Consider the following 16,397-nt stretch of genomic DNA (forward strand, 5'->3'; position numbering starts at 1 on the left):
CATCGCTTTTCTAAACGCCGTGATTTGCGCATTTATCCTGCAACTAATATTTATTAGCTAAATATTATCAGTAAGAGGACGCGTAATGAAAGAGCAGTGGAGCAGGGAGCAGGCACAGGCGTGGTATCAGCAGAAGGGCTGGCTGTGCGGGTTTAACTATCTGCCGTCGACGGCGGTGAACTGGACCGATATCTGGCAGGCAGAGACCTTCGATGTCGGGACGATTGGCCGCGAGCTGGGCTGGGCGGCGGAGGCGGGCTACAACACCCTGCGCATCAACCTGCCGTTTATCGTCTGGGAGCACGACCGCGACGGGCTGATGGCGCGCATCGACCGGTTTTTGACGATTGCCGACGGTCACGGGTTCAGCACCATGCTGACCCTGATGGACGACTGCGGCTTCTCCGGCGACGAGCCGTACCTCGGCCCGCAAAAGCCGCCGGTGCCGGGCAAGCACAACAGCCAGGCGGCGGCGAGCCCGGGGCGCGACAAGGTGTGCGATCCGGACTGTTGGGCAGACATTGAACGCTATATCCGCGACGTTGTCCGCCAGTTCCGCGAGGATAGGCGCGTGCTGCTGTGGGATCTCTACAACGAGCCGGGCAACCGCGGCATTTTCGCGACCGGCACGCAGGAGGTGCAGTACGACGCGAAGCTGGAGACCTGCGCCCACGCGCTGATGAAGCTTGCGTTCCAGTGGGTGCGAGAAGAAGACCCGACCCAGCCGCTCACCGTCTGCGCCTGGCGTCTGCCGCCGGAAGAGGAGGGCGAGACGTTCTTCCGGCATCCGCTGGACCAGACCGCGCTGGCGCTCTCGGACGTGGTGAGCTTCCACGCCTACACCCACACGGGACGCATGACGGCAATTATCCAGCAGCTGCAGGCGCTCGGTCGCCCGCTGTTCTGCACCGAATGGCTGGCGCGCCACGTGGGCAGCACCATCGAAGAGCAGCTCCCGCTGATGTACGCGGCGAAGGTCGCGCCGTACCAGTGGGGGCTGGTGCGCGGCAAAACCCAGACCTGGCTACCGTGGCCGGTGGTGATGAAAGAGTCCACGGACTACTGCCGCCTCTGGTTCCACGACGTGTTTGAGGAAAACGGTATTCCGTTCTCACGCCGTGAAATCGCCCTGATGCAGCAGCTGCGCAAGATCGCCCCTCAGGCGCAGGACAAATAATATCGACCCGGCGGTCCACCGCCGGGCAACCAGGCAGGCATATAACAATGGCAACGACAATGAAAATACCGTCTCGCGAGCTGTGGTCTTATTTTGGTTATGGTTTAGGTCAGTGTTTTAGCTTTGGTTTAGTGGGTTCGTTTATTAACTATTTTTACACCGACGTGCTGGGGATTTCGGCGCTGGCGGCGAGCACCATCTTCCTGATTGCCCGCGCGTGGGACGCGGTACACGATCCGCTGTTTGCCAGCATCATGGACACCATTAACAGCCGGTTCGGCAAATTTCGCCACTTTTTGCTGATCGCCCCGCTGCTGATCACCGGCGTCACGCTGCTGTCGTTCTATAAAATCGAAGCGGACATGACCACCAAAATCCTCTACGCCGGGGTGACCTATATTCTGTGGGGGACGCTGTACGCCATCTCCGATATCCCGTTCTGGTCGATGTCGTCGGTGATGACCAACGACTCCGGGCAGCGCACCCGCGCGGTGACGGCGGCGATGCTCGGGGTGAACGCCGGGATTGCCTGCGCCAACATCTTCTTCCCGAAGCTGGCGGCCTACTTCGCCCAGTACAGCAATGACAAAGGCTACTTTATGGCGGCGCTGGTGATGATGCTGGTGGGCCTGCCGCTGATGCTCAACGGCTTTATGCAGATCAAAGAGCGCGTGCCGCCGAGCCCGGAGAAGGTGACCATCCGCGACACCTTCCACAACCTGCGCCAGAACAAGCCGCTGTTTATCGTCCTGCTGTCGTTCTTTTTCTGCGTGTTCCACAACGTGGCGGGCGGGCTCTATATCTACTTCTTTATCAACAACCTGGGCGACGGCAGCCTGCAAATGGCGATTGGCGTGATGGGGATAGTCGCGGCGGTGCTGTGCCTGGTCGCCCCAATGCTGACGCGCCGGATGCAGAAGCGGAAGCTGTTTATGATCCTCTGCGGGCTGGACGTGGCGGTGCGCGTGGTGATGTGGTTTGTCGGCTATCAGCAGGTGACGATGCTGTTTATTCTGCTCGGCCTGAGCACGCTGTTCGTGATGATGACCAACATCCTCACCTCATCGATGATTGCCGACACCATTGAGTACGCGGAGTACCACACTCACAAGCGCTGCGCGGCGATCACCTTCTCCGGGCAGACCTTCACCGGCAAGATGTCGGTGGCGGTGGGCGGCGGGTTGATCGGCGTGTTTCTGACGATGATCGGCTACGTGCCGCAGGCGCAAATTCAGAGCGAGAGCGTGCTGTCGGGGCTGTTCTTCGGGATCTGCCTGCTGCCGGCGATAGGCTCGCTGATCCGCATGGGCTTTATGTCGCGCTTTACCTTTACCGAGGAGAAGCACGCGGAGATTTGTCGGCTGCTGGCGGAGCGGAACGCGTCTGCGAAAGCGCCGGGTGGCGGCTGCGCCTTACCCGGCCTACAGAAAATTACAGCGACTTCACAAACGCCAGCAGATCTTCGTTGAGCTGGTCCTGGTGGGTCAGCGCGAAGCCGTGCGGCGCGTTGTCGTACACCTTCAGCGTGGTGTTTTTGATCATCTCTGCCGCCAGCTTGCCGGTGCTTTCAAACGGCACGATCTGGTCGTTGCTGCCGTGGATCACCAGCGTCGGCACGTCGATTTTCGCCATATCCGGGCGGAAGTCGGTTTCGCCGAACGCGGTCACGCAGTCGATGGTGCCCTTCAGGGATGCCAGCAGGGCGATGTTCAGCGTCTGGGTCAGGGCTCCGGCAGAGACGGTCTGCCCGGCGTTGGTGCCGTAGAACGGGGTGGCGAAGTCGCTGATGAACTGGGCGCGATCTTTACGCAGCCCGTCGCGAATGCCGTCGAACACGCTCTGATCCACACCCTGCGGGAAGGTATCCGATTTGCCGAAGATTGGCGTGACCGCGCCCAGCAGCGCCAGACCGGCGACGCGCGCGCTGCCGTAGTTGTTGATGTAGCGCGTCACGTCGCCGCCGCCCATGGAGAAGCCCACCAGCGTCACTTCGCGCAGGTCCAGGGTGGTGATCAGATCGTTGATGTCGGACGCAAAGGTGTCGTAGTCGTAGCCGTTCCACGGCTGATCCGAGCGGCCAAACCCGCGACGGTCAAAGGCGATGGCGCGGAAACCGCGCTCGGCCAGGTAGTTCAACTGGCTGTCCCACATGTCGCCGTCCAGCGGCCAGCCGTGGCTGAAGAGAATCGGTTTGCCCGCGCCGCCTTCTTTGTAGTAAATCTGCGTGCCGTCTTTTGCCTTAAACGTTGCCATAGTGTGTTCCTGTGCAGGTGATGGTTATGGTTATACCGGCGCGACCAGATAACGAATTGCCGGTGATGTTGTGCCCTGGTGAAAAGCCAGAACGCGGCTTTGCAGCAGGAGGTCATTCATGGTGTGGCGCTCCTGCTGGCGCAGATGCTCAATCCACGAGCCCATCAGGAAGGTTTCAATAAACAGGCCGGGGCGCTCAATATCCTCATATACCGCCCAGCTCATCGCTCCTGCGCGGCGTCGCACCCTGCGCAGCTCGTGGACCGCCTCCAGGAAGGTTTTCGCGTTGTGCGGGTCGATGATGTACTCGTGCGAGACCAGCACCGGGCCGCGCTCGTTCGGCAGGTCGATCTCCACGCCGTCCAGCGGCTGTCCGCTCAGGTCGAGGTTTAATTCCGGGTCTTTCTCCAGCTTCCAGCGGAACACGGTGGCGCTTGCCAGCACCATACCAAGCGTGGCGACAACCAGCGCGGTCGGGGTGCCGAACCGGGAGGCAATCTGCCCCCAGATGGCGCTGCCCGTGGTCATTGAGCCGAAGAACACCGTCAGGTAAACCGCCAGCGCCCGGGCCTTCACCCAGCGGGCGGCGCTGCGCTGCGCGCCGAGGTTCAGCGTCGAGAGCACCGCAATCCACGCGAAGCCGGTGAAGAACTCAAACAGGTTGAGCAGCCAGACGTGGCGCACAAACGCCAGCGCCAGCATGGTGAGGGCAAAGACCAGGCTCGCGGCCACCATCAGCCGGTCGGCGTTCAGCCGCTGGCGCAGGCGCGGCAGCAGAATGGCCCCGGCAATGGCGCCCAGGCCAATGCACGCCAGCATCACGCCGTAACCCGCCGGGCCTAAGCCCAGCTCGCGGCGCGCCACCAGCGGCAGCAGTGCCCAGCCCGCGCTTCCGAAAACGAAGAAGGCCACGGTACGCACCAGCACGTTGCGCAGCACCGGTGCGGCGTGCACGTAGCGGATGCCGGTGCGCACCGCAGAGAAGAAGTGCTCCGGCGGCAGACGCTGAATGGACGGGGCCGGACGCCAGCGCCACAGCACCCACGCCACGCCAATCACGGACAGCGCGTTCAGGGCGAACACCATCCACGGCCCGGCGAGCGACAGCAGGAAACCGCCCAGCGCGGGGCCAATCGCCCGGCTGATGTTCACCCCGAGCGAGTTCAGCGCCACGGCGGCGCCCAGCTCCGGCTTGCTCACCAGATCGGGCACCACGGCCTGGAACGGCGGCGAGCTCATCGCCGCCCCCACGCTCAGCAGAAACGTCGCCACCAGCAGAACGGCGGGAGTGACGTGTCCGGTGAAGGAAAGCACCGTCAGCCCGGCGGCGGCGATGAACACCCACAGCTGGGAGAAGAGCAGGTATTTACGCCGGTCAACGATGTCCGCCATCACCCCGGACGGCAGGGCGAAGAGGAACATCGGCAGGCTGCTGGCCGCCTGCACCAGCGCGATATCCAGCGGGTCGGCGCTCAGGGTCAGCATGCTCCAGTTGATGCCGACGTCGCTCATCCATGAGCCGACGTTAGAGACCACCGTGGCGATCCACAGCATGCGGAACACCGGCTGGCTCAGCGGCTGCCAGGGAGAAACCGTCGATGCGGGCGTCGTCTCGACGTGTGCGTCGCGAACGTCGTTAACCTGGGTCATGCGAACCTCTCCGCTGCCTTACGCTGCAGTCGCCACTGGCCCGGCCCGGTGAGGGCAAGGGTGGTGAAGATAATCAGCAGCAGCCAGCCAAACTGCCCTTCAGCAATTGACCAGTTCGGGTGGACCGCCAGCATCGCCACCAGCAGCACGGCGATAATCGGCAGGCACGCCAGGCGGGTGTAGACGCCCGCAATGATCAACAGCGGGCAGATCACCTCGGCGACAATCGCCGGGATCAGGCTGGCGTAAGGCCCGAAGCCGAACGGATCTTCAATGCGCGTCAGCTCTTCGCTGAAGTGCAGCACCTTCGGCAGGCCGTGCACGTACAGCAGCAGCAGGCTGCCGGTCAGGCGCAGGAAGAACAGCCCCAGGTCGATTCGGGGCGGCATAGTGGTGTTTTTCATCAGAATGCAAAGCAGCTGCAGCCCAGCGCCCCCCAGAAAGCGTTATCGTCTGACACCGGCATCTCTGAGGTGCGGGCGAAATCATGCTGGTGGCTGTGAACCCCGCACGGGCCGCTGCAGTGGTGGACGGCGCTCATGCCCACGCGTGCGGCCTGCGGCGGCGCGCTGCGGTAGTGGCCCGGCACCTTCACCACCGGGGACCACTCGGGCAGAACCGGAATAGCAGGCGGCGCGAGCGGGCCAAAGCTGCCTGCGGCGTAGACGATGCCGCCGTTCACCACCGTCAGGACGGACTCGATGCCCTTGATCTCCTCTTCCGGCACGCGGAAGTAGTCTTTGCTGAGAACGGCCAGATCGGCGAGCTGGCCGACCTTGATCTGCCCCTTCTGGTTCTGCTCGCTGGAGAACCACGCGCTGCCCTGGGTCCAGAGCATCAGGGCGGTATCGCGATCCAGACGGGCGCTGTGATCGTACATCTGCATCCCGCCAACGGTGCGACCGGAGACCAGCCAGTAGAGCGCGGTCCACGGGTTGTAGCTCGCCACGCGGGTGGCGTCCGTTCCTAAGCCCACCGGCACGCCGGTCTCAAGCATTTTCGCTACCGGCGGCGTGTGGTGGGTGGCTTCAATGCCGTAACGCTCGGCAAAGTACTCCCCCTGGAAGGCCATGCGGTGCTGCACGGCAATGCCGCCGCCCAGCGCTTTGATGCGGTCGATGTTGGCCTGGGTAACGGTTTCCGCGTGGTCGAAGAACCAGTGCAGGCCGTTGAACGGAATGTCGCGGTTCACCTTCTCGAATACGTCCAGCATGCGGCTGATGGATTCGTTATAGGTAGCGTGCAGGCGGAACGGCCAGCGGTGCTCCACCAGATGGCGCACCACGCGCTCCAGCTCGTCCTCCATGCCCGGCGCGAGGTCCGGGCGCGGCTCGAGGAAGTCTTCAAAATCGGCGGCGGAGAAGACCAGCATCTCGCCCGCGCCGTTGTGGCGGAAGAAGTCGCTGCCCTGGCCCGGCGTGAGCATGTCGGTCCATTTTTCAAAGTCTTCCAGCTCGTGGCCCGGACGCTGGGTAAACAGGTTGTAGGCGATGCGGATGGTCATCTGCTTTTTCTCGTGCAGCTCGGCAATCACCTCGTAATCTTCCGGGTAGTTCTGGAAGCCGCCGCCCGCGTCGATGGCGCTGGTCAGCCCCAGACGGTTCAGCTCGCGCATGAACTGGCGGGTGGAGTTGACCTGCTGCTCCAGCGGCAGCTTCGGCCCTTTGGCCAGCGTGGCGTAGAGGATCATAGCGTTCGGACGGGCAATCAGCATCCCGGTCGGGTTGCCGTTGGCGTCGCGCTGGATCTCGCCGCCCGGCGGGTTTGGCGTGTCTTTGGTGTAGCCGACCACCTTCAGCGCGGCGCGGTTGAGCAGGGCGCGGTCGTACAGGTGCAGGATGAAGACCGGGGTATCCGGCGCGGCGTCGTTGATCTCGTCCAGCGTCGGCATGCGGCGCTCGGCAAACTGGAACTCGGTCCAGCCGCCCACCACGCGCACCCACTGGGGTGACGGCGTGCGCAGGGCCTGCTCTTTTAGCATCCGCAGGGCGTCGGCCAGCGAGGGCACGCCTTCCCAGCGCAGCTCAAGGTTGTAGTTCAGCCCGCCACGGATCAGGTGCAGGTGCGAGTCGTTCAGGCCGGGGATGGCGGTGTGGCCTTTCAAATCCACCACTTTGGTACCGTCGCAGTGGTGTTGCATCACCTCGGCGACGGTACCTACTTCCAGAAATTTTCCGTCGCGCACGGCAACCGCTTCCGCGACAGGATTCTCGCGATCGACGGTGTGAAACTGGCCGTTAACCAGAATGAGATCGGCTTTACCGAGGGTAACCATAACTGCTCCTGACTGAGAGGGGAATGGTCAGGATTATGGGAACCGGTTTCGGCAAAGATCCAGTTATACAATAGGATAGGTATACCAAAGTATAACTATACCTAAGGTTAACTATACGAAGAGATAATTACGCGCGGAGAGGGAAAACCGCAGGATGAGAGTGACTTTATCGTCGCGGCGCTCGCGGCGATTTCTACCCTTAACCACTGGAAAATGCTATGACCTCTTCAAAGCTCGAAGTGTTAACCCCTGCTAACTGTCAGGTAATCTTTATCGATCACCAGCCTCAGATGGCGTTTGGCGTGCAGTCTATTGACCGTCAGGTGCTGAAAAACAACACCGTGGCGCTGGCGAAAGCGGCTAAGGTGTTCAACATTCCAACCATCATCACCACCGTTGAGACCGAAAGCTTCTCCGGCAATACCTATCCTGAGCTGCTGGACGTGTTCCCGGGTCAGGACATTCTGGAGCGTACCTCCATGAACTCCTGGGACGACCAGAAGGTGCGCGACGCGCTGAAGGCCAACGGCAAGAAGAAGGTGGTGGTTGCCGGTCTGTGGACCGAAGTGTGCAATAACAGCTTCGCCCTCTGCGCGATGCTCGAAGGCGACTACGAAATTTATATGGTGGCGGACGCGTCCGGCGGCACCTCCAAAGAAGCCCACGACTACGCGATGCAGCGCATGATCCAGGCGGGCGTGATCCCGGTGACCTGGCAGCAGGTGATGCTGGAGTGGCAGCGCGACTGGGCGCGTAAAGAGACCTATACCGCGGTGATGGACATCGTGCGCGAGCACTCCGGCGCGTACGGCATGGGCGTCGATTACGCCTACACCATGGTGCACAAAGCGCCGTCTCGCCAGAAGAGCGAGCACCGCACCTTAGCGCCGGTCCCGGCTCGCTAAGTTCCGCTGGCGGGCTGGTCCCTCATCCGGCTCGCCGCTGCCTCTTTCTCTGGAGTTCACAATGAGTACTGGGCTGATATCCCTTGCGGCAGGCGTGTTGATTGGCCTGATGTATGCCGTGCTGAAGGTGCGCTCCCCCGCGCCGCCCGCGCTGGCGTTGATTGGCCTGCTGGGGATGCTGGCGGGTGAACAGGCGACGCGTCATCTGTTATCCCGGGACGGCGTGCCTCCTCCTCAGGTGACCGTGCCGCAGGCTAAATCGCAGACGGGAGCGTCCTCATGAAGGCATGGATAATTTCGCTGGTGTGCGGCGTGGTTGCTGGGGTAATTTACGCCCTGCTCGACGTTCATTCCCCGGCACCGCCGGTTGTCGCCCTGCTTGGCCTGTTCGGCATGCTGGTGGGCGAACAGCTCATCCCGGTGGGACGACGTTTACTGAGTCGCGAACCGCTCACCCTCGCCTGGTTTCGTCACGAATGCGTACCGAAAATCAGCGGCTCGGCGCCCCCTGCGCCCGCGAAGGACGATCGCGACGTATAATGATTTTTTAGAGGAAAGACAGCATGACGCTGCCGTGGCGCATTGCCATCATTGATGACGAACGTTCCGTCCGCAGCGGGCTGAGTAATCTCCTGGAGTCGGAAGGGTATTCGACCGATACGTTTGATTCGGCAGAGGTATTTCTGAGCCATCCGCTTGCCCTGTCCGGCGCGGCGTTGGTGATCACCGACATCAAGCTGCGGGGCATGAGCGGCCTGGAGCTGTTTGAAAAGCTGCGCCTGCTGGCCGTACCGCCTCCGCCCGTGCTCTTTATCTCCGGTCATGCTGATGAAAATATGCAGCGGTACGCTCTCGGTCTGGGCGCCGCTGCATTTTTGCGTAAGCCCATTAACATCGATATTCTGCTGGATCATATTCAGCGGGAGCTGGCCCGCCGACAATAAGGATCGCGGATGAACGAACACGAGCAGCCTGCATTCTGGCCCGCCCAGGGGAATCTTCACCAGGGGCGGGTTTTTGTCCTTAAAGAGGATGTGATTTTTACCGTGCTGGCGCAGGAGGGCGGAATCGCCTGGATGCACGCGCGACATCCTCATTCCGGCGGCTCATTTATTATCGCCACCGCGGTCAGCGATGAAGAGGAAGAGCGGGCCACCCGGCTGCTGAAAAACGAGTTTGCGCTGCGTGACGCGCTGCAGGACAGCTGGGCCATTCGCGCCGTCGCATCCACCCAGTACCGGGGGCGCTTCGCGCTGGTGTATGCGCCGTTTGCGTTTGAGCTGCTGGCGCGGCGCGCGGGCAGGGCGATCTCGGGTATCACGCGCTTTATCGAGATGGCGATCCAGATCTGCGTTCCCCTGCGCCAGATGCATCTGCAAAACCTGATCCACGGCGATATCAAGCCCGGCACGATTTTTGTTCATCACGATGCCACCTGCCGTCTGGGCAGCTTTGGCCTCTCCTGTAGCCTCTCCGGAGCCTTCACCCAGACCCGGCTTGCCGTGTCCGGCGGCACTCCCGCCTATATGTCTCCAGAGCACACCACCCGCACCCAGCGCCCCGTCGACAGCCGCAGCGATCTCTACAGCCTCGGCATGGTGCTGTATGAACTCCTGACCGGACGCCTGCCGTTTGAGCTGGGAGAGGACGAGCAGACCAACTGGGCGCACTATCATATTGCCTCGGCGCCGCTGGCCCCGGATGCGATCCGCCCGGACGTGCCGGGAATGCTGTCGACCATCATCCTGAAGCTGCTGGAAAAGAACCCTGATAACCGCTACCAGACGGTCGACGGGCTGATTGCCGACCTCCGCCGCTGTCAGGCGACGTTAACCTGCGAGGGCGAGATCGTCGCCTTTACCCCCGGTCAGCAGGATCGCACTCCGGCGATCCATCTGGCGGACTCCCTGTTTGCGACGCATCCGCAGGCGAATGACGTTATTGCCGCGTTTGAGCGGGTGGGGCAGAGCCTGGTACCGGAGCTGGTGACGATCGGCGGGCCGTCCGGGATCGGCAAATCCTCCATTATCGCGACGGCGCTTAAAACGCTGCAGCAGCGTACGGTGCTGCTGGCGGTGGGCAAAGTCGATCAGTTTTCACCGTCGTTGCCTTACGGCGTATTAAGCTCTGCGTTCCGCGCCCTGACGCTGCACCTGCTGGGGCTGCCCGCAAACGACGTGGCGAAGTGGAAAATCCGCCTGTCTCGCGCCCTGGAGGGACACGAGGCGCTGGCCGTCAGCCTGGTGCCCGAGCTGGGACTGCTGCTTGAGAGCAAGCCGCGCTTCTCGACGGATACGTTTACCATTGATGCCCGGGCGCGCTTCAGCCATATGGTGCTGGCGCTGGTGAAGACCTTTGCCTCGCAGGGCTGCCCGCTGGTGCTGGTGCTCGACGATCTCCAGTGGAGCGACGCTGCCAGCCTGCACACGCTCAAATATCTGCTGATGAACTGCGGCGCTATCCCGCTGCTGGTGGTCGCGGCCCACCGGGATATCGGCTCTGTGACCGACGCCTCCCTGCAGGCGCTGCTGGCAAGCCTGCCGGAAGCGGCGCAAAACGCGAGCGAGATTGTCCCGCAGGCGCTCTCTGTCAAAGCCGTGTCCCGCTGGCTGGGGACGGTATTTCGCACCCGCAGCACGGCGACGGCCGATCTCGCCACGCTGATCCACGAGAAGATCGGGGGTAACCCGCTCTTTGTGCACGAGTTTTTCCGCCGTATCGTTGATGACGGGCTGGTAGTACACAACAAATATCAGGACAAGTGGCATTACGATCTGCAGGCGATCCGCGCCCGGCATTACACCGAAAACGTGGTCACCCTGGTGCTGGAGCAGCTCGAAGAACTGCCCGACGAGACGCGTCACCTGCTGGGCAGCATCGCCTGCCTTGGCGGCACGGGCGAGATGGAGATGGTCTGCCGCGTTGTCGGCATGTCGATGGCGGAAATGCGCTATGCGCTGCACCCGGCGGTGATGGCCCAGCTCATCGTGCTGACGGAAAAAGCGTATTCCTTCACCCACGACCGGGTACAGGAGGCCGCCTTCGCGCTGCTGGATCGGCATGAGAAAAGCCATATTCACCTGACGACTGCCAGCCTGCTGGCCGACGCCGCGCGCCAGGCGGCCGGGAACGAACTGCTGTTCCGCGCCGTTCACCACGTCACGGCCGCGCTGGACAGCATTCAGCCCGCGCCGCAGCGCCAGATGTTCCGCGAGCTGAGCCTGCTGGCCGCGCGGCGCGCGAAGCGCTCGGGAGATTACCCGTCGGCACTCAGCTATATTCAGACCGCCAGAGCGCTGGGTAACGCCGGGACGGTGTCGGACTTTATGCTCGATATCGAAGAGGCTAGCTGCGAGTTTGCGCTGGGGCACCTGGAGCGGACCCGCGAGCTGTGTGACGCAATTCTCGGCTGCCCCGGCGCGCTGACCGAAAAGGCGCTGGCGGCCAACCTGCTGGTGGAGGTGTACATTCGCCAGTCGGACAGCCGTCTGGCGCTGGAGGCGGCGCTCTGCTGGCTGGGGGTCTTTGGTATTCAGATCGGCCGCTATCCGGAGGATGCCGACTGCGACGAGGCCTGGGAACACTTCTGCAACCGCGCGAATGACGCGCCACAAAACCTGTTTGCCCAGCTGTCGCGGATGGATAACCCTGAAACCGAAGCGGTGATGAACCTGCTCTACAGCGCCAGCATTTGCGCCAGCTTCATCTGCCCGCGCCTGCACTTTTTACTGCTCTGCCGCATGATGCACCTGACCCTCGACCACGGTATTACCGGCGCCTCCACCACGGCGATGGCCTGGTTTGGCGTGCTGATTGGCCACCGCTACGCCGAATATCGCCTCGGGTTCCAGTACGGCACGCTGGCCCGCGAGCTGGTGAATCGCCACGGCTACGATGCGTTCGAAGCCAAAACCCTGCTGCCGCTCGACCAGCTCAGCGTCTGGACCCAGCCTTTGTCGTTCACCATCGAGTGCGCGAAAGCCTGTTTTACCTCAGCGGTGACCCACGGGGATATGACGATGGCCTGCTTTGCGGCCTGCCACCAGGTGATTAACTTCCTCTCGCGGGGCGATCACCTGGACGGGGTGCTGACCAGCATCGATCGCGGCCTGGCGTTTGTGCGTAAAACCCACTTCCAGGACGTGGAGACCATTTTGATGGTGCAGCGCGGCTACGTTGAGTTCCTGCGCACGCCGGTCATCGGCACCTGGACCGCGTCGCAGGTATTGCCGGAGGCGCTGCTGCCCGCGTCGCCGGAGCAGGCGCCGGAGCAGACCTCCACCATGCTGTTCTGGTACTGGCTCTACCGCGGTATGGCCCACTTTACCTGCGGGGAGTATGCCGACGCGCAGGCGGATCTGGAGATGGCGGGGTGGTACGCGTGGTCTGCGCCGGGGCACATCCATCTGCTGGATTACCATCTTTACAGCGCGCTGGCGCTTTCCCGTCAGCTGACGCCGGAGACCTTCTCGGCGAACCACCGTCGCAGCATTCACGCCCACTATGACAAAATCGCCCTCTGGGCGCGCGTTAATCCCGGCACGTTCGCGGATAAAGAGGCGCTGATCTACGCCGAAATCGTGCGTCTGGACGGGATGAACAGCATTGCGCTTGAGCAGTATGAGAAGGCGGTCCGGCTCTCCCGCGAGGGCGGGTTTAACCCGATCAACGCCCTGGCCCACGAGCTGGCGGGGCGCTTTGCGCTGGCCTGCGGCTACCCGACCGCCTCAGACGCTCACTTCCGCGGCTCTATTGCCGCCTGGGGGCGCGCGGGCGCGCAGGCCAAGGTGCGCCAGCTGGAGCAGGATTTCCCGCATCTGCTGGCCTCCGGGCAGGCCAGCGCCTACGACACGGTGGCGTTCGCCCAGAACGAGACCATCCGCGATCTGCAAAGCGTGATCAAAGCCTCCCGCGCGCTGTCGGAAGAGATTAATCTTGAGCGCCTGATCGAAAACCTGATGACCATCCTGCTCGAACGCGCTGGGGCGCAGCGTGGCCTGCTGCTGCGCGTGAGCGATAACCTTATCCCTGAGATCGAGGCCAGCGCCTGGACCAGCACCGAGGGCGTGCGGGTGCGGATCCTGAAAGACGTGCCGACGGCGACCGACCTGCCGCTGTCGGTGCTGGCGGCGGTGATCCGCACCGGGCAGGAGATCCGCACCGGCAGGCCGGAGGAGTTCCATCCCTTCAGCCAGGACCCTTATCTTGTGACCTCGGGGGCGGCGGTCATGTGCGTTCCGATGTTCAAACAGGCGCGGCTGGTGGGCGTGCTCTATCTCGAAAACCGCCTGATGCCGGAGGTCTTCACCGCCGAGCACTCGCGCGTGGTGAGCCTGCTGGGCGCGCAGGCAGCGGTATCCCTGGAGACGGCGCGGCTGTACGCCGAGCTGCTGGCGGAGAACATCCAGCGCCGCCGTGTGGAGAAAGAGCTGCGATCCAGCCAGACCTCGCTGATGCTGGGCGAGCAGATCAGCCACACCGGCAGCTGGCGCTGGGAACTGGAGCAGGATCTGATGTATGTCTCGGAAGAGTACGCCCGCATTCTCGGCCTGCCCGAGCAGCAAAAGATGATCTCCATGGCAGAGTTTTTGACCTTCGTCCATGAGGACGATTACGCCCGCATCAGCGCCATCGTCACCCAAAGCGTGCGCGAAGGTCTCTCCATGCGCGCGGAGTTTCGCGTCAAGCGTCCCGATGGCTCGACGCGCTACATCCTCGGAATTGGCGATCCGGTGGGCGTGGGCAGCGAGGTGAACGAGTACTACGGCATTATCACCGATATCACCAGCCAGCGCGCCGCGGAGGATGCCATGCGGGTGGCGCAGGCGGATCTGGCGCGGGTGTCCCGGGCCACCACCGTCGGACAGCTGACCTCCTCCATCGCCCATGAGATCAACCAGCCGCTGATGTCGATCGTCTCGAACGCCGGAGCGAGCCTGCGCTGGCTCAGCCGCGAGCCCGCCCGGCTGGATAAAGTGCGGGAAGGGCTGGAGGAGATCGCCGCGGAAGGTGCGCGGGCGGGGGAGATCATTCGCAGCATTCAGTCCCTGACGCGCAAGCAGGATCCCACCTTCTCGCGCATCGATCTGCACTATCTGATCCACCATATCATCGCGCTTTCGCGCAGCGAGCTGGAGCAGCGACACATAAGCGTTGATTATCTGTTGAACGCCAGCGACAGCTTTATCACCGGCGATAGCGTGCAGATCCAGCAGGTGCTGTTGAATCTGGTGATGAACGCGGTAGAGGCGATGGCCGAGGTGAAGGATCGCGCCTGCACCATTACCCTCAGCACCGCCAACGCGGACGGGAAAGCGATCGTCGAGATTGCCGATACCGGCAGCGGCATTGAGCCCGAGCGGCTGGAGCAGATTTTTGACTCGTTCTATTCCACCAAGCCACAGGGAATGGGGATGGGGCTGACCATCAGCGCCAGCATCATCGAGCGCCACTGCGGGAAGCTGAGCGCGCGCCGCCGGGAGCCGTACGGCACTGTGTTTGCGTTTGCGCTGCCGCTGGCGGCGCAGGAAGGGTAAACGTTACTCCGCAGGCTGGCTTTTGGTCAGGCGCTCAACGGCCCTGACCAGCTCTGCCACAGAGCGCACCTGCATTTTCTCCATCACGCGGCGGCGGTGCACCTTCACCGTGATCTCGCTAACGCCCAGCTCGGCGGCAATTTGCTTGTTCAGCATGCCGCTTATCGCCAGCGTCAGCACCTCGTGTTCGCGCGGGGTGAGGGACATATGGCGCTGCTTCAGGGCGTAGTGCTCTTTATTGCGCACGGCGTTGTGTTCCGCCAGCTGAAGCGCGGATTCAATGGCGTCGATAAGCGCGTTAGATTCGACGGGCTTGGTGAGGAATTCGTACGCGCCGCCTTTAATGGCGCGCACCGACATCGGGATGGTGCCGTGGCCGGTGAGAAAAATAATCGGGATCTCGCGCCCGCTATCCTTAAGGGCGTCAGCCACCTCAAAACCCGAGATGGTGGGCATTTGCATATCAAGAACCACGCACGACGGGAGCTCTTCAAAGCGGTACTGAAGAAACGCTTCTGCCGATGAAAAGCCGACGGCGTTTAGGCCTGCCGATTCCAGCAGCCCAATCACGGACTGCCTGACTGCGTCATCGTCATCTACAACATACACAATGTGTTCCATTCACCGCCCCGGTGCTGATTGACATGTCGAGGATGCAAACAGTCACTACGGCGACGTAAGAGACTGTTTATGCTGACTTTCATCTTAACACATTAACTATCATTATCATTTAACAATATGATAACCGTATGAAGTATAGCGAGCCGGGGCGGGAGTGGTGAAGGAACGAAACGCGTGCAACATGGGCAGTATGCCCCAGCGCCCTCGTTATTTGTCGGTGAGGACTTTGATCGGTAAAACAGGCTACACTCTGGTTTTGAGCGCTAAATGCTGAGGACATAACAATGCACTACACACTGAAAGAGAGCGACAAGGATAAAGCTGAAGGGTCAAACGGCGCGGGCGCTCTGCAGCAAAAACTGCTGGAGTCTCGTTCGATTGTGATCTCCGGTGAGATCAATCAGGAGCTGGCGCAGAAGGTCATCACCCAGATGATCCTGCTGCAAAGCGTCAGCAACGATCCGATCAAGCTGTATATCAACAGCCAGGGCGGCCACGTGGAAGCGGGTGACACCATTCACGACTTCATCAAATTCATTCGCCCGGAAGTGCACGTCATCGGCACCGGCTGGGTGGCGAGCGCCGGGATAACCATCTTCCTGGCAGCGAAAAAAGAGCACCGCTACTCGCTGCCAAATACCCGCTTTATGATCCACCAGCCGCTGGGCGGCGTGCGCGGTCAGGCGACGGATATTGAGATCGAAGCGCGCGAGATCATCCGCATGCTGGATCGCGTGAACAAGCTGATCGCCGACGCGACCGGCCAGCCGCTGGAGAAAGTGAAAAAAGACACCGACCGCAACTTCTGGATGTCTCCGGCAGAAGCGCTGGACTACGGCATCGTGGGCAAGCTGATCACCCATTATGACGAGCTGAAGCTGGATTAAGTTTTCGCGGCGTGTTTGTGTCGGGTGGCGGCTTCGCCTTACCCGACCTACACGCTTTTTACCCTCGCTTGACCCACGACAAAGCACTCCCGC

At 62.0% G+C, this 16,397-nt stretch carries 13 protein-coding genes; 8 read left to right on the forward strand and 5 right to left on the reverse strand.

Features of this window, described 5'->3' with window-relative positions:
• The first annotated feature begins 85 nt into the window (after nucleotides 1-85).
• Complete coding sequence (locus USH94_RS08725) at nucleotides 86-1,177, forward strand: cellulase family glycosylhydrolase (protein WP_111964153.1); 1,092 nt, start codon at nucleotides 86-88, stop codon at nucleotides 1,175-1,177.
• Nucleotides 1,178-1,224: 47 nt separating this feature from the next.
• The gene (locus tag USH94_RS08730) at nucleotides 1,225-2,646 is read left to right on the forward strand and encodes an MFS transporter (protein ID WP_111964152.1); all 1,422 of its coding nucleotides are present in this window, start codon (nucleotides 1,225-1,227) and stop codon (nucleotides 2,644-2,646) included.
• Here the strand turns inward: USH94_RS08730 and USH94_RS08735 are convergent.
• The 4 genes from USH94_RS08735 to USH94_RS08750 are packed head-to-tail and all read right to left on the reverse strand — an operon-like array spanning nucleotide 2,609 to nucleotide 7,355.
• Nucleotides 2,609-3,430 carry an alpha/beta fold hydrolase gene (locus USH94_RS08735; protein WP_111964151.1) on the reverse strand — a complete coding sequence of 274 codons (822 nt, stop codon included), beginning with the start codon at nucleotides 3,428-3,430 and terminating at the stop codon, nucleotides 2,609-2,611. The two genes, USH94_RS08730 and USH94_RS08735, sit on opposite strands and share 38 nt — an antisense overlap.
• Nucleotides 3,431-3,460: 30 nt before the next feature.
• The gene (locus USH94_RS08740) at nucleotides 3,461-5,080 is read right to left on the reverse strand and encodes an MFS transporter (RefSeq protein WP_111964150.1); all 1,620 of its coding nucleotides are present in this window, start codon (nucleotides 5,078-5,080) and stop codon (nucleotides 3,461-3,463) included.
• On the reverse strand, nucleotides 5,077-5,484 hold the full coding sequence (locus tag USH94_RS08745; protein ID WP_111964149.1) for a DoxX family protein: 408 nt from the start codon (nucleotides 5,482-5,484) through the stop codon (nucleotides 5,077-5,079). Before USH94_RS08745 ends, USH94_RS08740 begins: the two co-directional genes overlap by 4 nt.
• Nucleotides 5,484-7,355, reverse strand: coding sequence for an amidohydrolase (locus USH94_RS08750; protein WP_111964148.1), 1,872 nt, complete (start codon nucleotides 7,353-7,355; stop codon nucleotides 5,484-5,486). The genes USH94_RS08745 and USH94_RS08750 overlap by 1 nt, the downstream gene beginning before the upstream one ends.
• Before the next feature lie 218 nt (nucleotides 7,356-7,573).
• On the opposite strand from USH94_RS08750, the gene USH94_RS08755 reads away from it, so the two are divergent.
• The 5 genes from USH94_RS08755 to USH94_RS08775 all read left to right on the forward strand — a co-directional run bounded on the left by USH94_RS08755 (nucleotide 7,574) and on the right by USH94_RS08775 (nucleotide 14,796).
• Entirely contained in the window at nucleotides 7,574-8,260 is a 687-nt protein-coding gene (locus USH94_RS08755) for a hydrolase (RefSeq protein ID WP_047059056.1), read from the forward strand.
• Between the two features lie 61 nt (nucleotides 8,261-8,321).
• Nucleotides 8,322-8,543 (forward strand): DUF1427 family protein, encoded by a 222-nt coding sequence (locus USH94_RS08760; protein ID WP_111964147.1) that lies wholly within the window; start codon nucleotides 8,322-8,324, stop codon nucleotides 8,541-8,543.
• A complete protein-coding gene (locus USH94_RS08765; RefSeq protein ID WP_111964146.1) occupies nucleotides 8,540-8,800 on the forward strand; it encodes a XapX domain-containing protein in 261 nt (86 codons plus the stop codon). Before USH94_RS08760 ends, USH94_RS08765 begins: the two co-directional genes overlap by 4 nt.
• Before the next feature lie 23 nt (nucleotides 8,801-8,823).
• Nucleotides 8,824-9,204 carry a response regulator transcription factor gene (locus USH94_RS08770; protein ID WP_111964145.1) on the forward strand — a complete coding sequence of 127 codons (381 nt, stop codon included), beginning with the start codon at nucleotides 8,824-8,826 and terminating at the stop codon, nucleotides 9,202-9,204.
• A 9-nt stretch (nucleotides 9,205-9,213) separates the two neighbouring features.
• The gene (locus tag USH94_RS08775) at nucleotides 9,214-14,796 is read left to right on the forward strand and encodes an ATP-binding protein (RefSeq protein ID WP_111964144.1); all 5,583 of its coding nucleotides are present in this window, start codon (nucleotides 9,214-9,216) and stop codon (nucleotides 14,794-14,796) included.
• Nucleotides 14,797-14,799: 3 nt separating this feature from the next.
• Here USH94_RS08775 and USH94_RS08780 read toward each other — a convergent pair whose 3' ends face one another.
• Complete coding sequence (locus tag USH94_RS08780) at nucleotides 14,800-15,417, reverse strand: response regulator transcription factor (protein ID WP_111964143.1); 618 nt, start codon at nucleotides 15,415-15,417, stop codon at nucleotides 14,800-14,802.
• A 284-nt stretch (nucleotides 15,418-15,701) separates the two neighbouring features.
• Between USH94_RS08780 and USH94_RS08785 the strand changes: the two genes are divergently transcribed.
• Complete coding sequence (locus USH94_RS08785) at nucleotides 15,702-16,304, forward strand: ATP-dependent Clp protease proteolytic subunit (RefSeq protein ID WP_008501342.1); 603 nt, start codon at nucleotides 15,702-15,704, stop codon at nucleotides 16,302-16,304.
• Nucleotides 16,305-16,397 lie beyond the last annotated feature (93 nt).

The organism is Enterobacter sp. 148H3 (assembly GCF_034107425.1).
Taxonomy (GTDB): domain Bacteria; phylum Pseudomonadota; class Gammaproteobacteria; order Enterobacterales; family Enterobacteriaceae; genus Enterobacter; species Enterobacter vonholyi.